This window comes from Streptomyces sp. NPDC041713 (assembly GCF_055591085.1).
In genome coordinates, this window is sequence record NZ_JBVIZY010000002.1 from 111,599 (window position 1) to 137,198 (window position 25,600).

The window sequence follows — 25,600 nt, forward strand, 5'->3', positions numbered from 1 at the left end:
AAAGGGCCGCCCCGTCACGGCTGTGACGGGGCGGCCCGGTGCGATCGATGCGGACGACTAGTCGTTGCCGTTGCCCGGCGTCGGGGTCGTCTTCTGGATCTGCAGCAGGAACTCGCCGTTCGACTTCGTCTGCTTCATCTTGTCGAGCAGCAGCTCGATCGCCTGCTGCTGGTCGAGCGCGTGCAGCACGCGGCGCAGCTTCCAGGTGACGGCGAGCTCGTCGCTGCCGAGCAGGATCTCTTCCTTGCGGGTGCCGGACGCGTCCACGTCCACCGCCGGGAAGATGCGCTTGTCGGCGAGCTTGCGGTCGAGCTTGAGCTCGGCGTTGCCGGTGCCCTTGAACTCCTCGAAGATGACCTCGTCCATGCGCGAACCGGTGTCCACCAGCGCGGTCGCGAGGATGGTCAGCGAGCCGCCGTCCTCGATGTTGCGCGCGGCACCGAAGAAGCGCTTCGGCGGGTACAGCGCCGTGGAGTCGACACCACCGGACAGGATGCGGCCGGAGGCCGGGGCGGCGAGGTTGTACGCACGGCCGAGGCGCGTGATCGAGTCGAGCAGCACGACGACGTCGTGGCCCAGCTCGACCAGCCGCTTGGCACGCTCGATGGCGAGCTCGGCGACCGTGGTGTGGTCCTCGGCGGGACGGTCGAAGGTCGAGGAGATGACCTCGCCCTTCACCGACCGCTGCATGTCGGTGACCTCTTCCGGACGCTCGTCGACCAGGACGACCATCAGGTGGCACTCGGGGTTGTTCACCGTGATCGCGTTGGCGATCGCCTGCATGATCATGGTCTTGCCGGTCTTCGGCGGGGCCACGATCAGACCGCGCTGACCCTTACCGATGGGCGCGACGAGGTCGATGATGCGGGTGGTGAGCACGCCCGGGTCGGTCTCCAGGCGGAGCCGGTCCTGCGGGTAAAGGGGCGTCAGCTTGCTGAACTCCGGCCGCCCGCGCCCGGATTCGGGCGCCATGCCGTTCTGCGAGTCAAGGCGGACCAGCGCGTTGAACTTCTCGCGGCGCTCGCCGTCCTTGGGCTGGCGCACCGCACCGGTGACGTGGTCACCCTTGCGCAGGCCGTTCTTGCGGACCTGGGCGAGCGAGACGTACACGTCGTTGGGGCCGGGGAGGTAGCCCGACGTACGGATGAACGCGTAGTTGTCGAGGATGTCCAGGATGCCCGCGACGGGGATCAGGACGTCGTCCTCGGAGACCTGCGGCTCGTTGCCGAAGCCCTGCTCGTCGCGGCCGCGACGGCCCCGGCGGTCGCGGTAGCGGCCCCGACGGCCGCGGCGGCCGCCCTCGAAGTCGTCGTCATCCTGCGGACCGTTGTCGCGCTGGCGGTCCTGGCGGTCCTGACGGCCGCCGCCACCCTGCTGCTGACGGTCCTGGCGGTCCTGCCGGTCCTGGCGCCCGCCGCCCTGCTGGTCCTGGCGTCCGCCGCCCTGCTGGTCGTCGCCCTTGTTGCCGCGGCGGTCGCGGTCACGGCCGCGGCCCTGCCGGTCACGGCGCTCACGGCGGCCGTCGGCGTTGTTGTCGCCGGAGCCGTCGCCGCCCTTGTCGCCCTTGGACTCGGCCGCGTCGCCCTTGGCGTCGGCCTTCGGCTCGGACTTCGCCTCCGCGGTGGCGGCCGTCTCCGGGCTGCCCGCGTCGGCGGTGGCGCGGCGCCTGCGGCGCTCGCCGGCCGGCTGGTCGCCGTCCCCGCGCTCGTCGCTCCCGCGCGCGCCCGCGGGCTGGCCGGGGATGTCGATCTGCTGCTGGGCGGCCTTGTCGGCCTTGCCCTCGGCCTTGTCCGCAGCGCTCGCCTTGCCGGCGGGCTCCGCGGCGTCCTCGCCCGTACGGGCCTTGGAGGTGGCGCGGCGCTTGGGCTTGCTCTCGGCGGTGTCGCCGGAGGCCGGGGCGCTCTTCGCCGGGGCTCCGCCCCCTGCCTGCGCCTCCTTGATGACCTCGATCAGCTGGCTCTTGCGCATGCGCCCGGTGCCCTTGATGCCAAGGCCCGATGCGACCTGCTGCAGTTCCGCCAGCACCATGCCCTCGAGGCCGGTGCCGCGGCGCCGCCGGGAGCCGGCCGAAGCACCGGTGGCAGGCGCCGCGGAGGCGTCCGTGGCGGGCGTGTCGGCAGTCACGCCCATCAGATCGGTGGTGTCGCTCACGAAGGGTCCTTCCCTGGAGCGGACGTCGGCCTGTCTGGCTCGGCGACCGGTTGTGCTGTCCGGCGGCGGTCCTGGCTTTTCCGTGGACCGTGCCGGGGCGGTGGTCCGCCAACGCGGCGGAAGAATTCATTGGTGATGGCGATTCCCGGTGCGGTGCCACTGAAGTGCGGTGTCACCCGGCTCGGTCACGCCGGTTCCGGAGCGTGCTCAGGACCGCTCAGTGCAGGGCACGAAGCAGTTTGGAGGCTCCCGGAAGAATGGTTGTCCCGGACGGGGACACAAAGCACCTCGCCATGGTGAGGTCGGGTGCAGACTTGAGATTAACACTACCGGATCCAACAAACATTCCCCCTCTCGGGATCGGGACACCCCGAAATCCCTGTCTTCACTGCGTTCAGGGCGCGAGCGGAAGCACGCTCGTTCCCTTGGCGTCGAGCGCCAGGCGATTGGCCGCCCAGCCCTCTCCCGCCAGGCGTGCGACCTTGTCGGCCGCACTGTCTTCGGCCAGCGCGAGGACCGTGGGGCCCGCGCCGGAGATCACCGCGGGCACCCCGTCGGCGCGCAGCCGGTCCACCAGGGCGACGCTCTCCGGCATGGCCGGGGCGCGGTACTCCTGGTGCAGCCGGTCCTCGGTGGCGGGGAGCAACAGCTCGGGGCGGCGGGTCAGGGCCTCCACGAGCAGGGCCGCACGGCCCGCGTTGGCGGCGGCGTCGACGTGCGGCACGGTGCGCGGTAGCAGCCCGCGGGCCGTCTCGGTGAGCACCGGCTTTCCCGGTACGAAGACCACCGGAACGATGGAAGCGGCCGGGTCCATCCGGATCGCCCGGGCGGTTCCGCCGTCCATCCAGGAGAGCGTGAAGCCGCCGAGCAGACAGGCGGCCACGTTGTCGGGGTGGCCCTCGATCTCGGTGGCGAGTTCGAGCAGCGCCGCGTCGTCGAGACGGGCCTCGCCGCCTATCGTCACGGCGCGCGCGGCGACGATGCCGGCGCAGATGGCGGCGGACGACGAGCCGAGCCCGCGGCCGTGCGGGATGCGATTGGCGCAGACGATCTCCAGGCCGCGCGGCTGTCCGCCGAGCAGGTCGAAGGCGGTGCGCAGGGATCGTACGAGCAGATGCGACTCGTCGCGCGGGAGGTTGTCGCTGCCCTCCCCGGCGATGTCGATGTTCAGGCCGGAGTCGGCCACCCGGACGACCACGTCGTCGTAGAGACCCAGCGACAGGCCCAGGCTGTCGAAGCCCGGACCGAGGTTGGCGCTGGTGGCGGGGGTGCGCACCCGGACGGCGGCGGCGCGGAACGCGGGACCGGCCATCGCTCGATGACTCTCCTTGAGCTGCGTGTTTTTGAGGCTCCGTATTTTTCAGTACGTGCCACATGTACGGAACACCCGAAGGCCGCGGACGACGGCGGCACCCGGCATATGCGCGGGGTGGGTTCGGTACAGCCTATCGAAGGAAGGTTCTGTGGCGACATAGGGCGCACAGGAGGCGCACGATGCGTGTCGTAAGCCCCCTGTGCCACCCCCTGTACGGAGTTGCGGGTTCTGTCCGCGGGTGCGGGCCGTGGCCCGCGACGCCTGCGGCTGTTACGCCAGGCCGAGGCGCTCGGCGGCGGCGGCCGAGTCGACCGGGACGGTGACCGGCTGCGGGGCGCCGGCGACGGCCCAGTCGGGGTCCTTCAGGCCGTTGCCGGTGACCGTGCAGACGATCTTCTGGCCCTTGTCGACCTTGCCCTGCTCGACGGCCTTCAGCAGACCGGCGACGGACGCGGCCGAGGCCGGCTCGACGAAGACACCCTCCTGGGACGCCAACAGCTTGTAGGCGCGCAGGATCTCACGGTCCGTCACCTCGTCGATGAGGCCGCCGGACTCGTCGCGCGCGGCGAGCGCGTGCTGCCAGGACGCGGGGTTGCCGATGCGAATCGCGGTGGCGATGGTCGAGGGGTCCTTGACCACTTCGCCGCGCACGATGGGCGCCGAACCGGAGGCCTGGAAGCCCCACATCCGGGGGGTACGGGTCGACACCGCGTCGGCCGCGTACTCCTTGTAGCCCTTCCAGTAGGCGGTGATGTTGCCGGCGTTGCCGACCGGAAGGACGTGCAGGTCCGGCGCGTCACCGAGGGCGTCGACGATCTCGAACGAGGCGGTCTTCTGGCCCTCGATGCGGAACGGGTTGACCGAATTGACCAGCGCCACCGGGTAGTTCTCCGACAGGGCCCTCGCGAGGTTCAGGCAGTCGTCGAAGTTGCCGTCGACCTGGAGGATCTTCGAGCCGTAGACGAGCGCCTGGCCCATCTTGCCGAGCGCGATCTTGCCCTGCGGCACGAGGACCGCGCAGACCATCCCCGCCCGTACGGCGTAGGCGGCGGCGGAGGCCGACGTGTTGCCGGTGGAGGCGCAGATGACGGCCTTCGCGCCCTCCTCCTTGGCCTTGGTGATCGCCATGGTCATGCCGCGGTCCTTGAAGGACCCCGTGGGGTTGGCTCCCTCGACCTTGAGGTGGACCTCGCAGCCGGTGCGCTCGGAGAGCACCTGTGCGGGCACGAGCGGCGTACCGCCCTCGCGGAGCGTCACGACCGGCGTGGTGTCGGAGACCGGAAGACGGTCCCGGTACTCCTCGATGATTCCGCGCCACTGGTGGGTCATTGCTGCTTACTCCCCTTCAACCCGCATGATGCTGGCGACACCGCGCACGGTGTCCATGGTGCGCAACGCGTCGACGGTGCCGGTGAGGGCGGCGTCGGGCGCGCGGTGGGTGACGACGACGAGGGAGGCCTCGCCGTCCTTGCCCGTCTGGCGGACCGTGTCGATCGACACGCCGTGCTCGGCGAAGACCGTCGCGACCTGGGCGAGCACGCCCGGCTTGTCGGCCACGTCGAGGCTGATGTGGTACCGCGTGACGACCTCGCCCATGGAGCTCACGGGCAGCTGGGTGTACGCGGAGTCGCCGGGCCCAGTGGCCTCGGCGAGCTTGTTGCGGCAGACGGCGACGAGGTCGCCGAGGACAGCGGACGCGGTGGGCGCGCCGCCGGCGCCGGGCCCGTAGAACATCAGCTGTCCGGCGGCCTCGGCCTCGACGAAGACGGCGTTGTAGGCCTCGCGCACGGATGCCAGCGGATGGCTGAGCGGGATCATCGCGGGGTGCACGCGCGCGGTGACGGAGCCGCCGTCGGCGGCGCGCTCGCAGATGGCGAGGAGCTTGATGGTGCAGCCCATGCGCTTCGCGGACGCGAAGTCGGCGGCCGTGACCTCGGTCATCCCCTCGCGGTACACGTCGTCCAGGCGCACGCGCGTGTGGAAGGCGATGCCGGCGAGGATGGCGGCCTTGGCGGCCGCGTCGAAGCCCTCGACGTCGGCGGTCGGATCGGCTTCCGCGTATCCGAGCGCGGTGGCCTCGTCGAGGGCCTCCTGATAGCCGGCACCGGTGGTGTCCATGGCATCGAGGATGAAGTTCGTCGTCCCGTTCACGATGCCGAGGACGCGGTTGACCTTGTCGCCGGCGAGGGACTCGCGCAGCGGCCGGATCAGCGGGATGGCGCCGGCGACGGCGGCCTCGTAGTAGAGGTCGCGGCCGTGCTCGGCGGCCGCCTCGTGCAGCGCGGCGCCGTCCTGCGCGATGAGCGCCTTGTTCGCGGAGACGACGGACGCGCCGTGCTCGAAGGCCGTGGTGATGAGGGTCCTGGCCGGCTCGATGCCGCCGATCACCTCGACGATGACGTCGATGTCCCCGCGTTTGACCAGTGCGGTCGCGTCGGTGGTGATGAGGGAGGGGTCGATTCCCTCGCGCACCTTGGAGGGGCGGCGGACGGCGACCCCGGCGAGCTCCACCGGGGCGCCGATCCTGGCCGTGAGGTCGTCGGCGTGCGTCGTCATGATGCGCGCCACCTCTGAGCCGACAACCCCACAGCCCAGCAGCGCCACCTTCAGCGGACGCGTACGCATCATCCGACCTCACTTCTCATACATCTACGGTGGGACCAGTCTCACGCACCGGAACGGACTTTCCGTCCACAGTCCGGAACGTGAGACGACTATTTCATTATGCGATTGATTATCCGACGTCGAGACGCAGGAGGTCCTCCTCCGTCTCGCGCCGGACGATCACCCGCGCCGCCCCGCCGTCGACGGCGACGACGGGCGGGCGGAGCGCGTGGTTGTAGTTGCTCGCCATCGAGCGGCAGTACGCGCCGGTCGCGGGCACGGCGATCAGGTCACCGGGCGCGACGTCGGCCGGAAGGAAAGCGTCCCGTACGACGATGTCCCCACTCTCGCAGTGCTTGCCCACGACGCGCACCAGGACGGGCTCCGCGTCGGAGGAGCGCGAGACGAGGGCGACGGTGTACTCGGCGTCGTACAGCGCGGTGCGGATGTTGTCCGACATGCCGCCGTCCACGGAGACGTACGTGCGCAGCCCTTCGAGCGGCTTGATGGTGCCGACCTCGTAGAGCGTGAAGGCGGTCGGCCCGACGATGGCGCGGCCGGGCTCCACGGAGATGCGCGGGGTGCGGAGGTTCGCGGCCTCGCACTCGCGCGTGACGATCTCGCCGAGCGACTTGGCGATCTCGTGCGGCTCGCGCGGGTCGTCGTCGGAGGTGTAGGCGATGCCGAGGCCGCCGCCGAGGTCGATCTCGGGCAGCTCGACGCCGTGCTCGTCGCGCACCTCGGCGAGCAGCTGCACGACGCGCCGCGCGGAGACCTCGAACCCGGCCATGTCGAAGATCTGCGACCCGATGTGCGAGTGGATCCCGATCAGTTCGAGCCCGTCCAGCTTGAGCGCCCGCCGCACGGCCTCGGCGGCCTGGCCCCCGGCGAGGGCGATGCCGAACTTCTGGTCCTCGTGCGCGGTGGCGATGAACTCGTGGGTGTGCGCCTCGACGCCGACGGTCACCCGGATCTGCACCCGCTGGCGCTTGCCGTGCCGCTCGGCGATGTGCGCGACGCGCACGATCTCCTGGAAGGAGTCGAGGACGATGCGCCCGACGCCGACGGTGACGGCGCGCTCGATCTCCTCCACCGTCTTGTTGTTGCCGTGGAAGGCGATGCGCTCGGCGGGCATCCCGGCGTCGAGCGCGGTGGCGAGCTCCCCGCCGCTGCACACGTCGAGGTTCAGCCCCTCCTCGTGCAGCCACCGCACGACGGCCCGGGACAGGAACGCCTTGCCGGCGTAGAAGACGTCGGCCTCGCTGCCGAACGCGTCGCGCCAGGCCCGGCAGCGGGCGCGGAAGTCGGCCTCGTCGACGAAGTACGCCGGGGTGCCGAACTCCTCGGCGAGCCGGGTCACTTCGATGCCGCCCATGGCGACGACCCCTTCGGGGGTACGGGTGACGGTGCGGGACCAGACCTTGGGGTCCAGGGCGTTGAGGTCGGCGGGCGGCGCGGAGTAGTGCCCCTCGGGCAGTACGTCGGCGTGGCGGGGGCCTGCGGGGTGGGCGGAACGGCTCATGGCGGTGTCGTCTCTCTCACGTGCTCACGTGTGCGTGTGCGGGTACCTGGGCGCTGTCTGAGGCATCCGTCACGTGGAGCGCGCGGACCGCACGCGTCACATGCTCCCCCATGGGCGCGCGTGGCGCGCCGTGCGGCGTGCGCTGCGTCTCGCTCACGGATGTCCCGGTATGCACAGACAGGTGGTCATTCACAGGTATTCGTCACAGGTATGCGTCACAGGTATTCGGGTGCGCTGATGCCGAGCAGGGACAGGCCACCGGCGAGCACCGTCCCGGCGGCTTCGGCGAGCGCGAGCCGGGCGCGGTGGGCGGCCGAGGGTTTCTCGTCGCCGCGGGGCAGGACGGAGCCCTGGAGGTCGAGCAGGGCGTCGGCGGTGCGGACGAGGTGGCGGGCGAGGCGGTCCGGGGCGCGGTGGCGGGCCGCGGCGGCGAGGACGGCCGGGTGGGCCTCGACGGCGTCGAGCAGCTCCGGCGCGTCGACCTCGCCGGGTACGGCGCCGAAGCCGAGGCCGGCGGCGTTGCGACCGAGGGCACGGGCGCGGGCGTGGGCGTACCGGACACGGAAGAGGGGGTTGCTCTCCCGCTGCACGAGGTGCCCGTCGCCGCCCTGCTCGGGGGTGACGCGGGGGTGGTCGTGGGGGGCGGGGTGGAGCAGGGCCCACCGGGCGGCGTCCCGGCCGAGGCGCAGGGTGGCGGCCTCCGGGGCGGGGACGGGGCGCAGGGTGGGCATGGGCTCGGGGGGCCGTCCGTACGCGTCCACGCGCGCCCCGAGCTGGTCGCCCCAGGCGGCGGGTGGCTCCGCGTCACAGGTGACGCGGACGAGGGCGCCCTGGGTGCGCAGGATGCGGCGGGCGCTGTCGGCGAGGACGACGGCGCGGAGCTCGCGGTCCACGTGGAGCTGGGCGAGCTCCCCGGTGTCGGGGTGGACGTGCCCGTAACAGTGCCCGTCCTCGCGTACGCGGCGTACGAGCTCCGCGGCCGCGGCGGCGCGTGAGCCCGCGAGGGTGATGTTGAGGAACCCGGGCCCGGTGATGTCGACCCCGGCGATGCCGGGCTCGGCGGCGAGCCGGGGCGAGAGCACCTCGGCCACCTGCCGCGGCGAACGCTCGGCGGCGCGGGCGATCTGCAGGGCGAGGTTGGTGGCGTAGTCCCCGCACCCACCGGGCCGCGGCCGCTCGACCCGCACGGCGCGCCCGTCGGGCACGGCCACGTCACGAAGCTCCCCGGCATCGACGGCGGCACGCAGGGCGTGCAGCACGGTGCGGGAGAGCTCGACGGGGGTCACGGCACCAGCGTATGGGAGGAGGGGGGTGGGAAGGCGAGTCGGTTTGGGGGATGGTCCGGGATGTGGACGGGGGCGGGTACGGGTCCCGGGGGCCGGGCGGGCTCTGACGCCCCCTCGCCCCGGTGGGCCGTCCCGTCGGTGGGCTGTCCCCGGTGGGCCGTCCCGGTGGGCTGCGTCAGCCCCCGGGCTGAGCGGCGCGCTCGGTCTCGCCGGCGCAGCCACCGCCGCGGCGGTCACGCGCGTGCGGGTGGTGCCCCTGATGCCCCTGATGCCCCTGATGCCCCTGATGCTCCTGCTGTTCCTGTTGTTCCTGACCCCCGTGGTTGGCGGCGTCAGCCCCACCCGAACCCAACAACTGCCGGACAACGCCGACGAGTTCGTTCGGTTCGAAGGGCTTGGCGAGGAACGCGTCGACGCCGACTTCGAGGCCGCTCTCGACCTCGTACTGCGTGCAGGCGCTGATGACGACGATGGGCAGGTGCCGGGTCCGCGGATCGGAACGCAGCCGCGCCGCGGTGCGCAGTCCGTCGAGCCGGGGCATCACGACGTCGAGGGTGACGACATCGGGCTGAACTTCATCCACGACATCCAGGCACTCGACACCATCGGCCGCGGTCACGACCTCGAAGCCCTCCAGCTCGAGGTTGACCCTGATCAGCTGCCGGATGACCTTGTTGTCGTCCACAACAAGCACGCGGCCGGGCACGCCTGGCACAACTCGAGACTAGGTCCGCGCCCACCGCCGCGTCCCGGTTTTCCCCACTTCCGCCCCGTGCGAGGCCGACCCGCCAGGCACCGAAACATCCGGAAGACCCCCCTCCGCACGGGGCGCCCCCGGGTCCCCCGGAACCGGAGAAATACCTGTTCATGATGAGCCCCGGAGAGCTGGTAGGGTTCTACCCGTCGCCGCACAAGCGAGTCGACACGCCCCCGTAGCTCAGGGGATAGAGCAACGGCCTCCGGAGCCGTGTGCGCAGGTTCGAATCCTGCCGGGGGCACCTTGCAGAAGGTGCCCAAGACCCCGTCACCAGCGGAAACGCTGAGGCCGGGGTCTTCGCGTATGTGCAGCCATATGTTGCTCGGAGCGGGCGTATGTCGGGGTCTGTGGACGAGGCGTGGACGGGATCTTGAAGCGCTGCCCCAGGTGAGCCACCGAAAATGCGGAGGCCCCTGGACAGGATGCCAGGGACCTCGGGCGCGGTCAGGTGGTGTCAGTCGTACTCGCGGAGCAGATCCTCGATTCGCCGGTTGGCGACGTCCTGCCGCCCGTCGAGGCACTTCGCGTAGCGGGTTAGCAGGACCTCGACACTGTTGCGGCGCATTCGGCCACCTCAGTCGGGTCGACACCGGCGTTGAGCCACGTCGACAGCGCCGAGTGCCGAAGGTCGTACGGCCGACTCGCAAGCGGCGAGGCGGCGACGGACGGCGGAAGCGCGAGGGGCCGAGCCTCCTGCCAGACGCGGTAGTAGGTCGAGGAGGGGACGACCTCGCCCTCCTCGCTGAAGAACAGCCGTCCGTCGTCCGTCGTTCCGAAGGTAGCCAGATGCTCGCGGAGCACCGCAACTAGGTGCGGCGGGATGGGCACCCGGCGGACATCCTCAGTCGGTCGGTTCTTCAGCAGTGCTGGCCGATTGGTGGCGTGGGCGGGGAGCTCCCATCCCGCCTGCCAGCGACCCAGGCAAAGCCGAGCAGTCACGGCCCAGGGCGTCCACGGTGTATGGGTCGACGGCAGACGGGATGGGAGCCAGGAGCGGTTGCGGGAGCGGTCCCCAACTCGCCCACAGGCCACGGATCGAGGGTCCGCACGCTCGCCCGAGGCAGTCATTCAAAAGGCGCTCTGCCATGGCCAACTTCCTCCCGAGCCCAAGCAGGCTGTGCCATGCTGATCACCATTGCCCCGCACTGCATCAGGAGCAGAGATGCCACGCGATATCCATCCGCTTGCGATGCTCACACAAAACGACACTCAGGCCTGGGTGAAGCAGCGTGTAATTAACGTCATCAAGAGCTACCACAACGCTGCCGACGTAATTGCCGAGCCGATCCAGAATGCGGTCGACGAAGTCCTTTCAGCCCTTGGGCTACCGGGCGACGGAGAGGTGCGGATCACCCTCGACACTGATGAGAACACAATCTCTGTTCGCGACAACGGCCGGGGAATCCCCAGCGAAGATATCGCAAAATGGCTCGCTCCTGACGTCGGCAGCAAGCGTGCTGATTTCCTGGCCGGGCTCGTGAGAGGCCATAAGGGCGTGGGGCTCACATTCCTCGCATACGGCTTCAACTTCTTCGAACTTGAGACGAAGACCGATGACGAACACTACATCGTGCGCCTTGAACATGGGCGCGCATGGGTTGAAGATCCCGACAATGAGCAGCCTCCTGTCGGACGGCTCGACGAAATTCAAGGCACCGGAAGACTTGACGGACCAGGGACGATTGTAACCATCCGCCTGAGCCCTCAAACGGAGCCCCGTAGTCTTCGACACGCGTTCCCGACCCTAGAGTACGCGACGACGGCGATCCGGAACCAGACCGCGGCAGGGCTCGTAGAGCCTCCCGAAGTCACGAAGAAGCGGCCGCTCAAAGTCACCCTGGAGTACAAGCGGCAGGCGAAGACGGAGACCGTGACAGTCCCCCCTTCTTACCGCTATCCGCATGAGGATCTCGCTGCGGGAATCAAGGTTCTCAATCTGGGGAATTGGCTCAAGAACAACAAGAACTCCGAGCCGTCCGCGAAAGAGAAGAAAGCTTTTCATGCGTGTTACTGGATCCTTGACCCCAAAGAGCTAAAGGATCTCATCGGGGCAAAGACAGGTGAGCAACTTGTCGAACCCGAAGAGGTAGAAGCGTTCATCGACACCCACGACGTCCACGTCTATTCCCTGTTCTCGTATAGCGCTTCATACCGGGATCAACTAGGCGACAACTGGAAGATCCCGCGCAATCGGAAGAGCCTCCACTTCCCCAGCCTGAGGGTCGCAACTGACGGCATGATCTCTTCCTGGAACAGAGAGATCACGCTGACGCATCGCGGCTTTAACGTCGACAGGACTTGGCTGATCTACAGCCTGCATGGGATTGAGCCGGACTTGGGGCGAAAAGATTTCCCGCCCAACGTTCACGATTTTCTGCGTATCACCGAGGAGCTAGTTGCCAACAGGCTCGCAGAACAGAGCCGGCCGTTTCTGCGCGTGAGCCCGCCACGAACGGCACCTACCCAGCCTGGCTACATGGACCCCGCGGTCAAGGCACATGTCAGGCGCCAGAACCGCATGTCGCCTCGACTGCTTCCAGAGATCGGTGAGATCACTCTTCAGACCGAGCCCCAAGCAGAGCAGGACGTAATTGCCCTGTATGGCGAGCTGGTTGGACTTGGCGTACTGCGCCATCTGCAGCCCGTCTACTTCAGCGGCTTCGACTTCTACGACTCGTTCTTTCAGTACGTCCCTTCAGTAGCTTCGGACGCCCTGAAAGAGAGACTTCCCGGAGTGGACGACGTTGACATTCGTGAAGCAGAAGGGGTTGCCGAGTTCAAGCTGACAGCAGACTCTCTCCTTGCTGATGTCGTCTCCGAAGTGAAGAAGTGGAGCGACATGAAGTTCCTGGTCTGCTGGGAGATCGGAAAGGATCGAACGGCTGGCGGCAACGCAATAGCGTTCACGGAGTGCGAAGACGCCGTTGATCGGCGATACCACGGGGTAACCCATCTGGCCAGATTGGAGACTGGGGGCGACCACACCGTTTTCGTGATCTCACTCAGCCACCTATTGCGAGCGATCACGGCCGATAGCTAGATGCCTCGAATGCGTTAGCCAAGCCGCAGATTCTCCCTCGATGCCGCCGCCTTCCCAACCGCACATGGGAAGGCGATGTGCGCTGGCGCCTGCTTATGATCCAAACAGGGCGGCCCCCGTGTGTCGGCGATGACTAGTACGGTTACCTGGAGATCGTCGGGAAGTGCTGTCATGGGGGCAATCGTGGGTGGTCAGTTGCGTGTTGGTCAGGTGTACCGCTACGCCACGGGGAAGGATCCCGGCCCGACGGTGCTGGGTGGGTACCCCAACTTCCACCATGTGACTCACTCGCCTGATCTCCCGCGGGCGTTGCTGGAAGCTGGGTGGTGGCGGCCTTGCGGTCGCCGAAGTAGCGGACGTGCCCGTTGTCCATGTCGAACACTTCGTGCCAAGGCGTCTGCTCGGTGCCAGCCTTCCAGGGGCTCGACCGGATGAGAATCACCGGCCGCCTGTCCCCACCCGGAGCACGTACCTACCGTCGACCCCGGAAAGACCAACGGGAACGCGGCTCTGCTCGACGCCTTCACGGGACACCACGGACACACTCCTGAGGAACGAGCCAGCGCTGTCCCGTTGCTGCTGTTCCGCGCGGTCTCGCGCAACGGAAAGGTCAAGGGACACGTCTAGTCCTGTGGGCTGGGCGTCATCGAGCGGGCAGAGCGGCTGGTGCAGTGGGGCGGCAGTGAGCACACGACGTTCACCAACTACGTGTACGACATCGCTCTCATCGACCTGACCGACGAGGACGACAAGGTCTCGTGGGAGTGAATTGACGCTCGTAGGAACAAGGCCGTGAGCGACGCAGCGTCGCTCGAACTCGCACCGCAGGCTTGACGCGAGTGGGTCAAGCACGGCGTCTCGGCGCTCCCCAGGCTCCGACGGCGCGTTGCTCGTGCCAAGGTGACCAAGATGCCCAAGCAGCGCCCGGCTCCGGGCACGCCGAAGGCCAGAAATCTAGAGCTGATCTATAAGTACTTCGACGGACGCAAGCACGATTTCGAGGCTGTCGCCTCCGCGGTCGCGTGTTCTGCGCGGCGCTGGCAACAGCTACGTCGAGGGGTGGCTCACCCGCCGATCCGGCGACGGAGGAACAGACTTCGTCGGGCGACTCCACATCGGCAGCGGATTGGCCGGTACCAGTCTCGTCGTCCTCGGACAGGCAAAATGCGTCAAGCTCGACAACCTCGTGACCGCCGAGCAGATCGCTCGCGTCGTGGCGAGACTTCGACGCGGCTGGATCGGCGTGTACGTCACGACCGGTGCCTATTCCGTGCCCGCGCAGACCGAGATGGTGGAAGACCAGTACCCGGTCGTCCTCATCAACAGGATGGATCTGGCTCGGGAACTCAGAAGCATGGCCCGGGACGACCACGGGGGAGACCTCGAAGCCTGCATCGAGCACATACTGACGGTGCGAGAGACCGCGGTTACGAACCGGCGTCCGGAAGAGATCATGTTGGAGTAGCTGCCTGTGCGATTGCGCGGCCTATTCGTGGACGGCAGAGGCGTAACGATGTGCTCACCCGTCTCTGCCCAGCGGTAGTGCACAAGAGGCACGCGCCCTCCGGAGCCGTGTGCGCAGGTTCGAATCCTGCCGGGGGCACCTTGCAGAAGGTGCCCAAGACCCCGTCACCAGCGGAAACGCTGAGGCCGGGGTCTTCGCGTATCTGCGGACGAGTGCTGCCGTGAGCTGCTGGGGCCGGCGGGACCCGTCCTCGCCACAAGACCGCCGGACCGGGACCCGCCCGTCCGACCTCTCGGCATCACTCCCGCTCTAGTGGTCGGAATGCAAGCCGGGCGGCATGGACCAGCCGTGTGTCTCGACGTACGTCGTGTCTCTGCCGCACAGCGAACGGTGATAGCGAACGTGCTCTTCGCTGATCCGGTGAGCAGGGTGCCGGCGGAGTTCGCCTATGGGAGCGCCGTCGACAGTTCTACGGGCAATGCCGTCGACGTCTATGTAGAGCGCCAGTGTGTCGAATTGGACGTGGTGGTTCGGGCACAGGATCAGCAAGTTGGGCAGCTCGTCGGGGCCGTTGTGAGGACGGCCGAGACCACGGATGTGAGCGGCCTCGCTGTAGGTGCCGAATCGGGTCGACAACTGCAGTCCGCAGACCTGACACCGGTCGCCGTGCAGCTTTTTCAGTCTGGCCGTCAGCGCGGTGTCCCGAACGATGCGGGACGAAGTAGCCGTCCGTCGCGCGGCTGGACCCGCTTCCCCCTCCTGCTCCTCAGCGAAATCCGAGACACCGGCGGCACTTTCGTAACCGGCCATTCCCAGCCGTTCCATCAGGGCCGACTGATCCATGTCGGCAAGGTGCGTCTCCCGCAGGACAGCGATCGCCTGGGACCGCACACAGGTGTCAGCCAGCAGACGCTCGGCCTGCTCGGTCATTCCGCCTTTGGGGTTGAGTCTGTCGAAGGTCGCCGCGTGCGCCACGCCCGCGTGCTCGGGCGGGACACCGTGCACGTCCCACAGATGACTCGTCTGCAGGTGCCAGAACGGATACTCGGGGGTGACCCTGGACTCGGGGTGGCCGAACTCGGCCAGCAGCCCTCCCACCTCGTCCCGGAACTGCCGCCACGGTGCGACTGGAGGCTTTCCCGTGGCCACCCTGGAGATACCCCACAGCAGAGCCAACGGCTTGTGCCTGCTCGGCCGACCGTTCGCCTTGTGGACCTTGAGGTTGCGCAGCCTGTCCATGAGCAGACCGACCGTGAGGTCATCCGACGGATCGGCCGGTACAGAGGAAATGGCGGCGGTGCCGTCGCGCGAGGGCCGCGGGGCGGGGAACGGCGCTGCCGTCTCACCGTCGCCGGGCACCTGCCGAACGGGGCCGAGGGCTTCGGCAGGGCGGTTGGTCCGCCTTTTCAGTTCGGGCAGGACGGAACGTCCGTGCTCCACCCACCGACGCCAGGAAGAAGGACCGACCTCGACCGCTTCTCGGGCTGAAAGTTCCGGGTTCCCCCTAGCCTCGATCCACGCCCAATCCAACTGATCGTCTTCTTGACTCAGGTCCAATACAGCCAATTCGCAGTAGTAGTTGGGGAAGGGCCTTCCGTCTGCCTCTTGTTCGACCTTCTCCACACCTTCAAGGACTGCCACCCCGCAGAACTGGACATACCCCTTGGGGGTCTTGTTGCGCGTGACGGAAGCGAACAGCAACAGCGGTGCGGCCGAGGCGCGCTGCTCCGCGGTGTCCATCTGGTGATCGGCCAGTGCATCCAACAGCACCGCGTTGCCCGGAGTCTTGCCCAAAGGCTCCGTGTGATCGACCCGGTGATCCCCGAAATAACGTACGCGGCCGTTGTCGAGGTCGAACACGTCGCGCCACGGAGTCTCAGCCGTGCCTGCCTTCCAGGGGCTGGAACGGATCAGGAGCGCCGGACGTCGCAATCCTTCGGGGGCCTTGACCTTGGCGGTCGGGTTGATCCCCTTGCTGAGCTGGATCGGAGCGAGGATGTCGGAAGCCGTGACGTAGTGGATGTTCGGGTAGCCACCGATGCACTCCACCTTGGGATTCCTGTTTCGGGCGGACCGATATACATCCCCCACACGCAACCGGCTTCCCACCGAGTCTCCCCCCGTTGCCAGCATTCTACTTTCGCCATCCTGCCGGCCGCGTTCGGTTTTCCGGCTGAACGCCCAGTGCTGCGCGGACCGCGACGAGCAGTTGGAGCTCGTCCGCACCGAGACGGTGGCCTACTGCCACGAACATCCGCGCCGCCTGGAGCAGTTCCGGCTCGGGTGGATTCGCTACATAGTGGCTCAGTTCGCGCAGCCCGCTCCCGAGCGCGTCAAGTCGCCGACGGCTTCGTCGGAGACTCGTCCCGCGATGACGGCAGCAGGTGGGACACCAGCCCACGGGCCCACTCCGGGGTCAGGGGTTCGGTCGTGAAGACCGCTCGGTAGTAGAGGGGGGCCAGGACCGCGTCTGTGGCGCGTTCCAGGGATGGGGGGGCCTCGCCGCGGGTCTCGGCGCGGTCGAGGATGGCCTCCAACTGGTGCTGGCGGTCTCCCCTGCAGGCGGCGGCGCCCTGTTCTCCTCCCGTGCCGATCGTGGCCCGCACCAGCGCGAGGGTGTCCGGGTCGCTGACGTCCTTGGCCAGGTCGGACGCGTAGCGCTCCAGGTCGCCGCGGAGGCTTCCGGTGTCCGGCACCACGATGTCGCCGGCGAAGCGGCTGGTCGTGACGTCGGCGAGCAGGTCGGCGACGGAGCCCCAGCGCCGGTAGACCGTGGTGGCGTGCACGCCCGCACGCGCGGCCACGACGGGGATCGTGAGCGTTTCGCCGGCCTCGTCCGCGACCAGTTCCGCCACCGCCCGATGGACGGCCGCGCGGACTCGGGCGGACCGGCCGCCTGGCCGGACACCGGCTGCGGGGGTCCCGGACACGGCGGGGGGCCCGGACGCTGCGGAGGCGGTGGACGCGGGCGCGGGCCCAGCGGGAGGCGTTGGGGACATGCCGTCATTGTCGCATTGATCGTTGCTTTTACTCGTGTCCGGGATCGGCCCCCCGCGAGACTCCGCATAGCTTTTCGCAGTGATCGTTGCGTTAATAGTGCAGCGATCGCTGCGTTTGTGGTACGTTTCCACCACTAACGCAACGATCGCTGCGAGGTCGGTATGCCCGCTGAATCCGTCGTCACCGCCGCACCGCCCCTCCGCGGCGTGGGCGCTCCCCGCCGCGAGCCGCGGGAGGGCCGGCCTCGCTGGGCCTTTCCTTCCGTGGCCGCGGTCCTCGTCCTCTTTCTGGCCGCCTCCAGCGCGCCGTCCCCGCTCTACGTCGTCTACCAGCAGCAATGGCACTTCACCGCCTGGGTGTTGACCCTCGTGTTCGCCCTCTACGTGGTCGGTCTGCTCGGCTCGCTGCTCGTCGTCGGAGCGCTGTCCGACCATCTCGGGCGGCGGCCGGTGCTCGCCGCGGCGATCGGTCTGGAGCTGTTCGCGCTCGTCCTGTTCGCCGTTGCCGGGGACGTATTCGTGCTGTCGGCCGCCCGGGTGCTCCAGGGCATCGCCACCGGCGCCGCCACGACCGCCCTCAGCGCCACCCTCGCCGATCTCGAACCGGCGCACGCCCGTGGCCGCGCCGGCGTCATCACCTCGGTGACCCCCCTCACGGGGCTCGCGCTCGGCGCCCTCGGGTCCGGCGTGCTGGTGGAGTTCGGGCCCAGTCCGACCCGGCTCGTCTACGCCCTCCTGTTCGGCGGGTTCGTGCTGGCGGGGGTGGTCGTGGCCCGTCTGCCGGAGACATCGCCCCGGCGGCCGGGAGCCGTCGCCTCCCTGCGTCCGCGGGTGGCGATGCCCGCGTACTTGCGCGCCGAAATCGTCCCGGCGGTGCCCGTGATGATCGCGGGCTGGGCCCTGGCCGGGATGTACCTCTCGCTCGGACCGTCCGTGGCGGCCCAACTGCTGGGGCTGCACAACCACTTGATCGGCGGCGTCGTCGTCACGCTCCTCGCCGGCACCGGGGCGTTCGCGGTCGCCCTGCTCCGCTCCCGCCCCGCGTCCGTGCTGCTCGCCCCCGCGTCCGCGCTGCTCGGCCTCGGCACCCTGATGTCGCTGGCCGGCACGGTGGAGGAGCTCGCCTGGCTCGCCGCCCTCGGCACCGTCGTCGCGGGCTTCGGAGTCGGTGCGTCGGTGCTGGCGACGTTCGGCACCTTCGCCCGGATAGCCAAGCCGCACGAGCGCAGCGCCGTCTTCGCCCTGGCCAACGTCATCAGTTACCTGGGGAACAGCGTGCCCGCCGTACTCGGAGGGATCGCCGTCACCGTGCTGGGGCTGCGGACCGCCACCGAGATCTACGCGCTGACGATCGTCGCGATCACGCTCGTCGCCCTCGTCCTGCGCCTGATCCAGATACGGGCCCGGCGCCGCGCCCTCGTCGCCCCGCCGAGGCTCGCAAGGAGGCGTGCGTCGCGAAGATGACCGGCGTACGGCAGCCCGCGGGCGAGCAGTTGTCGACGTTGCCCCGGACCTGCCCGAAGCCGTGGCGCCCCCTTCGGGCATGCTGGCGGACGTGGTGATCCGAGCCCGCTCAGGCCGACCCACCCGTCGCACCACCGCACCGCCGCCCTCGGCGCGGCACCGCACCGCCGCCCTCCGCGCGGCACCGCACCGCCGCCCTCCGCGCGGCAACGCACCGCCGCCCCCGCGCGGCACGGAACCGCCGCCCTCCGCGCGGCACGGAAAGGAGGCTCGCTCGTGAGCGAGTGGATTCGTTGCTTCCACCCTGCCCCCGACGCCCGCGCCCGGCTCGTCTGTTTTCCGCACGCGGGGGGTTCCGCCAGTTCGCACCACGCGCTGTCGGCCGCCCTCACGGGGGCCGTGGAGCCGCTGGTCGTCCAGTACCCGGGGCGCCGGGAGCGGTTGCGCGAGGCGTTCGCCGAGCGGGCCGACGAGGTCGTCGACGCCGTGCTCGGCGCGCTGCGCGGGCGGGGCGCCGGGACGCCCACCGTCCTGTTCGGGCACAGCATGGGCGCGGTCCTCGCCTTCGAGACCGCGCGGCGCATGAGCGCCGAAGGGCGGCCGCCCGTGGCGCTGTTCGTCTCCGCCGCGCAGGCCCCCTCGGCGCCTCGGCGGCCCTTCGCCGGGCGGCTGCCGGTCAGCGAGATGCCCGACCGTGAGCTCGTCGCGTACATGCGGGAGCTGTCCGGCACCGCCGACGAGGTGCTGTCCTCCCCCGATCTGCTGCCGCTCATCCTGCCGCCGGTCCGCGCCGACTACCGGCTCCTGGAACGCCACGTCCACCGGCCGGGACCGCCGCTCGACTGCCCGGTCGTCGCCCTGGCCGGCGACGCCGACCCACGCGTCGCGGTGGACAACGTCAGGCCCTGGGAGAGCGAGACGCGCGGCGCCTTCTCCTGCCATGTGCTGCCCGGCGGCCACTTCTTCCTCGACGAACACCTTTCGTACGTGACGGAACTCGTCGCATCCGCCCTCCGGGGCCAGGACCAGAGGTCTGCGCGGCTGCGGGAACAGGGGCGGTAAGGCGTCCAGGGAGACGTGCTCGGCTCAGGCCGAGGCGCGCCGCTTGGGCGTCGTCGCCTTCTTCGCCGCTCCGGCCCCCGTGGACTTCTTCGCCGCCGTCGCCGTCTTCTTCGTCGTCCTGCCTGCCACGCCCGCCTTCGTCTCCGTCGCCTTCGTATCCGTCGGCTTCGCGGCCGTCGTCTTCGTCGTCCGTTTCTTGGCCGTCGCGGTCTTCTTCGTCGCCGCGGTCGCGGACGACGTCGACTTCTTGCCGCCCACCTGCTTCGGCGTCCGCTTGGGTGTCTGTTTGGGCGTCTGTTTAGGCGTCGTACGGGACGACTTGCGCGCGATCGGGGTCACCTCGGCCACCGCCTCGTCCGCCGGTTCCTCGCCCCGCGCCGTACGCGCCGCGCGGACGCTGCTCTCCAGCGCGGCGATCAGGTCGATGACCTTGCCGCCGCCCCCTTCGGCCGCCGGGGTCCGCTCCGCCGGGGCCGTGCCCTCGACCTTCGCGGCGATGAGCTCCTCGACCGCCTCGCGGTAGTCGTCGTGCAGGGTCGAGATGTCGACCTCGCCGAGCGTGTCCATCAGGGCGTCCGCCAGGTCGAGTTCGGCCTCGCGGACGGTGACGTGCGTCTCGGGTGCCACCCCTTCGGGCGCGCGGATCTCGTCCGGCCACAGCAGCCCGTGCATGGCGATCACGTCGTCGACCACCCGCAGCATGCCGAGCCGCTCACGGCCCCGGAGCGCGTACTTCGCGATGGCCACCTTCTGGCTCCGCTTCAGCGCCTCGCGCAGCAGCGTGTACGGCTTGGCCGCGGGGGTGCCGCTCGCCGAGAGGTAGTACGCGGCGTCCATCTGGAGCGGGTCGATGCGGTCCGCCGGGACGAACGCGACGATCTCGATCGTCTTGGCCGTCGGGATCGGCAGCGCGGCCAGGTCCTCGTCCGTGATCGGGATGATCGAACCGTCCGCGTCCTGGTACCCCTTGCCGATCTCCGCCGACGACACCTCGCGCTCCTCCAGCTCGCACACCTTGCGGTAGCGGATCCGGCCGCCGTCCTCGGTGTGGATCTGGCGGAAGGAGACCGAGTGGCTCTCGGTCGCGTTCACGAGCTTGATCGGGATGCTGACCAGGCCGAAGGAGATGGCACCGTTCCATATGGATCGCACGTCCGACACCTCACTGGGGCGGGGAGGGCAGATGGGGGTTATGAGTTCTACGAGCGCTACGAGTTCTGCGAGTGCTATGAGTACTACGAGCGCTATGGGGTTTTTGTGGGAGTCTCATCGTATGACGCCTATCACCGAGGTGGAGGGGCGACGGCTCCCGCTCAGCAACCTGGAGAAGGTGCTGTATCCCGCGAGCGGCTTCACCAAGGCCGAGCTGCTGCACTACTACGCGAGCACGGCCGAGGCCCTCCTCCCCCACCTCCGCGACCGGCCCGTCTCCTTCCTGCGCTATCCGGACGGGCCCGACGGTCAGCAGTTCTTCGCCAAGAACGTGCCGCCCGGTACCCCCGACTGGGTGCACACGGCCGAGGTGCCCCGCTCCGAGGGAGGCGTGCGGCAGATCCTCGTACAGGATCTGCCGTCCCTCATGTGGGCGGCCAACCTGGTGACCGAGTTCCATGTGCCGCAGTGGCGGGCGGACGCCCCGGCGCGGGCCGACCGGATGGTGTTCGACCTCGACCCGGGGCCGCCCGCCACCGTCGTGCAGTGCTGCCGGGCGGCGCTCTGGCTGCGGGAGCGGCTGACGGCCGACGGGCTCCACGTGTACGCCAAGACGTCGGGCAGCAAGGGGCTGCATCTGCTCGTACCGCTGGAGCCGACCCCGTCCGACCAGGTCACCGCGTACGCCAAGGGGCTGGCCGTCGAGGCCGAGCGGGAGCTGCCCGAGCTCGTCGTGCACCGCATGACGCGGAGCCTGCGCCCCGGCAAGGTCTTCGTCGACTTCAGCCAGAATGCCGCCGCGAAGACCACCGCCGCGCCCTACACCCTGCGGGCCCGCCCCGAGCCGACCGTCTCCGCGCCGGTGACCTGGGACGAGGTCGAGGAGTGCACGGAGCCGGGGCAGCTCGTCTTCACCGCGGACGACGTCACGTCCCGGCTGCGGCAGGACGGCGATCTGCTCGAACCGCTCCTCGACCCCGAGCTGGCCCGGCCGCTGCCCGCCTGAACCACCACGTCCCGGTGCCGCATGTGACCGGCGTCACCGCTAATCAAGTTTGACTAGAGGTCCCCGGAGGCATACCTTCTTCGCCAGTAGTCAAACTTGACGACAAGGAGACCACGTGACCGTCCTTCCCGAGACCGGATACGTCCCGACCCACGAGGACCGCGCGAGCCTGACCGCCTGGTTCGCCGAGTACGACGCGCACAGCGCACGGCGCGATGTCGAGCGCATGGCCGATCTGGCCGTCTTCCCGCTCAACCTGGTCAGCGACGACGCGGCGGGCGACGGGCGCTCCGCGCAGTGGGACCGGGAGCAGTTCGTGGCGACCATGACGCACGTGATGGGGAGCGGCGGCGGCGACATCACCTTCGAGTCGACGCGCACGCCCGTCTTCCTCTCCCCCGCCATGGCCGTCGTCTTCACCGACTCGGTGATGACGGCGAACGGCGAGACGCAGCAGCTGCGTTACGCCGACATCCTGGTCCGGCGCGGCGGGTCCTGGGCCTTCCAGACCATGATCCAGGGCGGCTGGGGCGACAACCTCTGAGCCGGCTCCGAGCCGGCGGCCGGCTCAGACCTGCAGCCAGGTGCGGCGGTCCCTGGCCAGCGCGTGCAGGGCCTCCACGTCGGCCGGTTTCAGCACCCCGCCGAGGCGGGCGAGCCCCGGCAGGTCCCTCTCGCGCAGCACCCGTACGTCACGCGGCGGCGTCCCCAGATCCAGGTCGGCGGCGCCGGTCCCGGCCAGCGCGAGGACCGGGCGGACCTCGGCCGTCAGCGCGAAGGAGGCCCGGCCCGCGTCGGAGCGGATCGAGCGCAGCAGCGGGACCGGTGCGGCGCGGCCCACGGTGACCATCGGGTCGGCGATGCGCACCCGCTGCCTGCGGACGGCGAGGGCGCCCACGCAGAACAGGCCGCCGGGGCCGATCAGCAGATGGTGGATCCGGGCGCCGCCGGGCAGCGGCACGGAGTGCAGCACCCGCCAGCCCCCGCCCTCCAGGGCGTCCAGAACCTCGCCGACCGCCTGTTCCGCGGCGAGCGCGCGGTGCCGGGCGTCGGCGCGCAGTCTGCGGGCGGGCGGCGGGTCGCGGTCGAGGGAGGTCCGCAGGGCCTCACCGGGGCGGTTGGGGGCGAGGTCGTCGTCCGGGTGGAGGGCTAGCCTGGCCAGCTCGACGGGGGTCGGCACGGGCGGCGGGCCCACCGTGAACTCGCCGGTCAGAAAGGGTGCGAGGGCGTCGAGCACGTCCTGCTCGTGGTCCTCGCCGAGCAGATGGACGCGGGACGCGTCGCGGTCGTACCAGGCCACGCTCCTGCCGTCCGCGAGACACACGTACAACCGCTCCTGACCGTGCCGCCAGGCCGGTACGACGCGCAGTCCGCTCATGCGCCATCACCCCCCTCGACCATGGGAACAGCCTGTGGGCTCCCCCGGCAAGAACCTCGCGGCGGCGGGGGAGAAGCCACGTCACCTTTGCACCGGGGCCGCCGGTCCGGGTGCGCCGGGTGCGTCGCGTCCGGGTGCGCCCGGTCCGGTGCGCCCGGTCCGGTGCGTCCGGTCCCGGTGCGTCCGGGCGCGGCGCCCCCTCGGTCCCGTAACGGCACCGCCCGCACAGCTATGGGCCGCCGTTACATAGCCGACGAATGGCCGCAATAACGGACATCTAACGTCGTGGCTGTCCGCCCGAACGCACCGGAGCGACCAGCCGACCGACCGTAAGGAACGACCCGTGAGCACCGAAGGCCGCCGCAGCTTCCTCCGTACCGCCGCCCTCTCCACCCTCGTCGGCGGGGCGCTCCTCATACCGGCCGCGAGCGCCCTGGCCGACGCGCCGACCGAGCAACCGACGGCCGCGCGGAGCCAGTCACCGGCACCGGACAGCAGCCCCTCCCAGCGGCCGACGGAGAAACCCACGCAGCGACCCGGGCCGGAGAAGGGGCCGCACGGCACGTCCCGCTCCCCCAAGGGCAGTGTCGCGGCCGGCGCGCAGGGCGTGCGGGACGCCGGCGATCCCGTCTTCCTGGCGGCCGGCGGCGGGATGGCCGCGGCCGGTGCCGCGGGGCTCGGCTACGCGATGATGCGCCGCGGCCGCACCGGCTCCTGACCCCACCCCCACGCCTCCCCTCCCCCCTCCTCGCTCCTCATCCCCGGCCTGACCTGCCCCCCTGGAGTCCCCGTGACCACTCCCACCGGCTCCGAGCCCGACGCGGCGCGGACCCCCGCCCCCGCCCCCCGGCGCCCGCACACCGCCCGCATCGCGGCCGCCGCCGCGCTCACCGCCGCGCTCGGCATCGGTCTGATCGCCTGCGGTCAGGGCGGCAAGGGCGACCCGGCCCCGGACGTCAGGGTGAACAACGCGGCCACCGCCCCGGCCCGGCAGGCCGTCGCCCCGCTGAAGGCGTCCGAGCCGACCGGTCTGCGCATCCCCGCCGCCGGTGTCGACGCGCACTCGATGCTCGACCTGAAGATCGGCGCGGACCGAGAGTTGGAGGTGCCGCCCGCGGACAAGGCCGACGAGCCCGGCTGGTGGGCCGGCGGGGTCACCCCCGGCGAGAAGGGCCCCGCCGTGATCGTCGCGCACTACGACACGGCGAACGGTCCCGCGCTGATGAAGAACGTCGCCGAGGTCAAGGTCGGCGACACTGTCGAGGTCCCGCGCGCGGACGGCAGCACGGCGAGGTTCGAGGTCCGCGAGATCCAGCAGGTCGACAAGGAGGACTTCCCCACCAATAAGGTGTACGGGACGACCGACCGACCCGAGCTGCGGCTGCTGACCTGCGGCGGGCCCATCGTCGGCGGTCACCGGTCGGACAACATCATCCTCTACGCCGATCTGGTGTCGTGACAGCCCGCCTGTCGTGACAGCAGGCCTGGTGCCACGACAGGCCGCGCCCCGCGGCAGGCAGGAGTGCAGTGAACCGCAGCCGGCTCGCGGCCGCCGCCTTCGCCGTCCTCGCCGCGCTCGCCGTGGCGGGCTGCGGCGACCCCGGCGGGCTGCGGGACGCCGGCGCGACGCCGACCGCCGAGGGCCCCACCCACCTCTGGCCCGACCTGCCCTCCCCCTCGGTGCCCGCCGAGGACTACGGCGCCATAGAGAGCGTCAAGGTCAAGGGCGTCGACGTGCCCAAGGGCGACCTGCACAAGGTGGACCCGGTCGACGTCGTCCGCGCGGACTTCACCGAGAACCCGGGGTCGTACGAGCGCTCCGACCGCGCGTACAAGGAGACCGTCGAGCGGCTCGACGACTGCGCCGCGGACGACTCCGCGCCTCAGGGCCGCTGCCCGGTCCTCAAGGCCTACTACCGCGATCTGACCGGTGACGGCAGGGACGACCTGGTCGTCGGCGTCTCGACGCCCGACGACAACCTCGACATCCGCGTCTACGCCGAGGAGGACCGGCAGCTGACGCAGATCATGGAGATGAGCGACGCGGTGCTCGGCGTCGAGCTGGCCGGGCGCGACCTGATCATCCGCGCCATCTCCAGCCTCGCCGGGTACGAGTACCACACGGTCTGGTCCTGGGACTCCCACCAGAAGGCGATGCTGCCGACGAGCGACGAGATCGTCCGGGCCACCGGCTCGCCCCGGCCCAAGTCGCCCCGCCCCTCGCCGGGCAGGCCCTCGCACAGCCCGGCGCCCTCGCGCGGCGGCACGCCCTCCGGTGGCGCGTCGCCCTCCGGCTCGCCCGCTGCGGGCGGCGGGCGGTGAGCCGCCGTCAGCCGCGCGGGCCGCGGCTCCCCGCCTGGACGGCGACCCTCACCTGGAAGGCCGCCGTCTTCATCACC

20 protein-coding genes, 1 tRNA gene and 1 pseudogene are annotated in these 25,600 nt (G+C 70.0%); 10 read left to right on the forward strand and 12 right to left on the reverse strand.

The genetic code is table 11. The features are described from left to right. Window positions 1-57 precede the first annotated feature (57 nt). The 7 genes from rho to ACZ6CV_RS05415 form a co-directional block, all read right to left on the reverse strand. Window positions 58-2,151, reverse strand: a complete 2,094-nt coding sequence (gene rho / locus ACZ6CV_RS05385) for a transcription termination factor Rho (protein ID WP_469249706.1) — start codon at window positions 2,149-2,151, stop codon at window positions 58-60. Window positions 2,152-2,545: 394 nt separating this feature from the next. Then, window positions 2,546-3,463 (reverse strand): homoserine kinase, encoded by a 918-nt coding sequence (thrB, locus tag ACZ6CV_RS05390; protein ID WP_469249707.1) that lies wholly within the window; start codon window positions 3,461-3,463, stop codon window positions 2,546-2,548. Window positions 3,464-3,736: 273 nt separating this feature from the next. Then, a complete protein-coding gene (thrC, locus tag ACZ6CV_RS05395; RefSeq protein WP_469249708.1) occupies window positions 3,737-4,795 on the reverse strand; it encodes a threonine synthase in 1,059 nt (352 codons plus the stop codon). 6 nt (window positions 4,796-4,801) lie between these two features. Beyond that, entirely contained in the window at window positions 4,802-6,094 is a 1,293-nt protein-coding gene (locus ACZ6CV_RS05400; protein WP_362364835.1) for a homoserine dehydrogenase, read from the reverse strand. Window positions 6,095-6,200: 106 nt separating this feature from the next. Then, a complete protein-coding gene (lysA, locus tag ACZ6CV_RS05405; RefSeq protein ID WP_469249709.1) occupies window positions 6,201-7,592 on the reverse strand; it encodes a diaminopimelate decarboxylase in 1,392 nt (463 codons plus the stop codon). A 215-nt stretch (window positions 7,593-7,807) separates the two neighbouring features. Next, entirely contained in the window at window positions 7,808-8,878 is a 1,071-nt protein-coding gene (nrtL, locus tag ACZ6CV_RS05410) for an ArgS-related anticodon-binding protein NrtL (protein ID WP_469249710.1), read from the reverse strand. Between the two features lie 175 nt (window positions 8,879-9,053). After that, window positions 9,054-9,593, reverse strand: a complete 540-nt coding sequence (locus ACZ6CV_RS05415; protein WP_469249711.1) for a response regulator — start codon at window positions 9,591-9,593, stop codon at window positions 9,054-9,056. A 211-nt stretch (window positions 9,594-9,804) separates the two neighbouring features. Here ACZ6CV_RS05415 and ACZ6CV_RS05420 point away from each other — a divergent pair. Next, window positions 9,805-9,876 (forward strand) — tRNA-Arg (locus ACZ6CV_RS05420). Between the two features lie 213 nt (window positions 9,877-10,089). Here the strand turns inward: ACZ6CV_RS05420 and ACZ6CV_RS05425 are convergent. Beyond that, a pseudogene (locus ACZ6CV_RS05425) lies at window positions 10,090-10,496 on the reverse strand (tyrosine-type recombinase/integrase); the annotation flags it as partial. A 301-nt stretch (window positions 10,497-10,797) separates the two neighbouring features. On the opposite strand from ACZ6CV_RS05425, the gene ACZ6CV_RS05430 reads away from it, so the two are divergent. Together ACZ6CV_RS05430 and ACZ6CV_RS05435 are read left to right on the forward strand one after the other, a co-directional pair. Further along, complete coding sequence (locus ACZ6CV_RS05430; RefSeq protein WP_469249712.1) at window positions 10,798-12,675, forward strand: ATP-binding protein; 1,878 nt, start codon at window positions 10,798-10,800, stop codon at window positions 12,673-12,675. A gap of 1,114 nt (window positions 12,676-13,789) precedes the next feature. Further along, window positions 13,790-14,140, forward strand: coding sequence for a PDDEXK family nuclease (locus ACZ6CV_RS05435; protein ID WP_469250279.1), 351 nt, complete (start codon window positions 13,790-13,792; stop codon window positions 14,138-14,140). Window positions 14,141-14,449: 309 nt separating this feature from the next. Here ACZ6CV_RS05435 and ACZ6CV_RS05440 read toward each other — a convergent pair whose 3' ends face one another. Together ACZ6CV_RS05440 and ACZ6CV_RS05445 are read right to left on the reverse strand one after the other, a co-directional pair. After that, window positions 14,450-16,189 (reverse strand): phosphorothioated DNA-binding restriction endonuclease family protein, encoded by a 1,740-nt coding sequence (locus ACZ6CV_RS05440; protein ID WP_469249713.1) that lies wholly within the window; start codon window positions 16,187-16,189, stop codon window positions 14,450-14,452. A gap of 284 nt (window positions 16,190-16,473) precedes the next feature. Further along, window positions 16,474-16,995, reverse strand: a complete 522-nt coding sequence (locus ACZ6CV_RS05445; protein ID WP_469249714.1) for a TetR-like C-terminal domain-containing protein — start codon at window positions 16,993-16,995, stop codon at window positions 16,474-16,476. A 306-nt stretch (window positions 16,996-17,301) separates the two neighbouring features. Here ACZ6CV_RS05445 and ACZ6CV_RS05450 point away from each other — a divergent pair, with 306 nt between their 5' ends. Beyond that, entirely contained in the window at window positions 17,302-18,603 is a 1,302-nt protein-coding gene (locus tag ACZ6CV_RS05450; protein WP_469249715.1) for an MFS transporter, read from the forward strand. 276 nt (window positions 18,604-18,879) lie between these two features. Further along, window positions 18,880-19,665, forward strand: a complete 786-nt coding sequence (locus tag ACZ6CV_RS05455; protein ID WP_469249716.1) for a thioesterase II family protein — start codon at window positions 18,880-18,882, stop codon at window positions 19,663-19,665. Between the two features lie 24 nt (window positions 19,666-19,689). Here ACZ6CV_RS05455 and ku read toward each other — a convergent pair whose 3' ends face one another. Beyond that, window positions 19,690-20,817, reverse strand: a complete 1,128-nt coding sequence (gene ku / locus ACZ6CV_RS05460) for a non-homologous end joining protein Ku (protein WP_469249717.1) — start codon at window positions 20,815-20,817, stop codon at window positions 19,690-19,692. Window positions 20,818-20,938: 121 nt separating this feature from the next. Between ku and ligD the strand changes: the two genes are divergently transcribed. Continuing rightward, a complete protein-coding gene (ligD, locus tag ACZ6CV_RS05465; protein ID WP_469249718.1) occupies window positions 20,939-21,823 on the forward strand; it encodes a non-homologous end-joining DNA ligase in 885 nt (294 codons plus the stop codon). 115 nt (window positions 21,824-21,938) lie between these two features. Continuing rightward, a complete protein-coding gene (locus tag ACZ6CV_RS05470; RefSeq protein WP_469249719.1) occupies window positions 21,939-22,367 on the forward strand; it encodes a nuclear transport factor 2 family protein in 429 nt (142 codons plus the stop codon). Between the two features lie 24 nt (window positions 22,368-22,391). On the opposite strand, the gene ACZ6CV_RS05475 is transcribed toward ACZ6CV_RS05470, so the two are convergent. After that, window positions 22,392-23,201, reverse strand: coding sequence for a nuclease-related domain-containing protein (locus ACZ6CV_RS05475; RefSeq protein ID WP_469249720.1), 810 nt, complete (start codon window positions 23,199-23,201; stop codon window positions 22,392-22,394). Window positions 23,202-23,544: 343 nt separating this feature from the next. Here ACZ6CV_RS05475 and ACZ6CV_RS05480 point away from each other — a divergent pair, with 343 nt between their 5' ends. The 3 genes from ACZ6CV_RS05480 to ACZ6CV_RS05490 all read left to right on the forward strand — a co-directional run bounded on the left by ACZ6CV_RS05480 (window position 23,545) and on the right by ACZ6CV_RS05490 (window position 25,523). Further along, window positions 23,545-23,919 carry a hypothetical protein gene (locus ACZ6CV_RS05480; RefSeq protein WP_469249721.1) on the forward strand — a complete coding sequence of 125 codons (375 nt, stop codon included), beginning with the start codon at window positions 23,545-23,547 and terminating at the stop codon, window positions 23,917-23,919. Between the two features lie 150 nt (window positions 23,920-24,069). Beyond that, the gene (locus ACZ6CV_RS05485) at window positions 24,070-24,660 is read left to right on the forward strand and encodes a class F sortase (protein WP_469250280.1); all 591 of its coding nucleotides are present in this window, start codon (window positions 24,070-24,072) and stop codon (window positions 24,658-24,660) included. Between the two features lie 68 nt (window positions 24,661-24,728). Further along, window positions 24,729-25,523, forward strand: a complete 795-nt coding sequence (locus tag ACZ6CV_RS05490; protein ID WP_469249722.1) for a hypothetical protein — start codon at window positions 24,729-24,731, stop codon at window positions 25,521-25,523. Window positions 25,524-25,600: the final 77 nt, after the last annotated feature.

Bases quoted from the DNA above. Each gene is read 5' to 3' on its own strand.
- ACZ6CV_RS05400 (WP_362364835.1), bottom strand. From the start codon at position 6,094: ATGATGCGTACGCGTCCGCTGAAGGTGGCGCTGCTGGGCTGTGGGGTT.
- ACZ6CV_RS05450 (WP_469249715.1), top strand. From the start codon at position 17,302: ATGCCCGCTGAATCCGTCGTCACCGCCGCACCGCCCCTCCGCGGCGTG.
- lysA (WP_469249709.1), bottom strand. From the start codon at position 7,592: ATGAGCCGTTCCGCCCACCCCGCAGGCCCCCGCCACGCCGACGTACTG.
- ACZ6CV_RS05475 (WP_469249720.1), bottom strand. From the start codon at position 23,201: ATGAGCGGACTGCGCGTCGTACCGGCCTGGCGGCACGGTCAGGAGCGG.
- thrC (WP_469249708.1), bottom strand. From the start codon at position 4,795: ATGACCCACCAGTGGCGCGGAATCATCGAGGAGTACCGGGACCGTCTT.
- ligD (WP_469249718.1), top strand. From the start codon at position 20,939: ATGACGCCTATCACCGAGGTGGAGGGGCGACGGCTCCCGCTCAGCAAC.
- thrB (WP_469249707.1), bottom strand. From the start codon at position 3,463: ATGGCCGGTCCCGCGTTCCGCGCCGCCGCCGTCCGGGTGCGCACCCCC.
- ACZ6CV_RS05430 (WP_469249712.1), top strand. From the start codon at position 10,798: ATGCCACGCGATATCCATCCGCTTGCGATGCTCACACAAAACGACACT.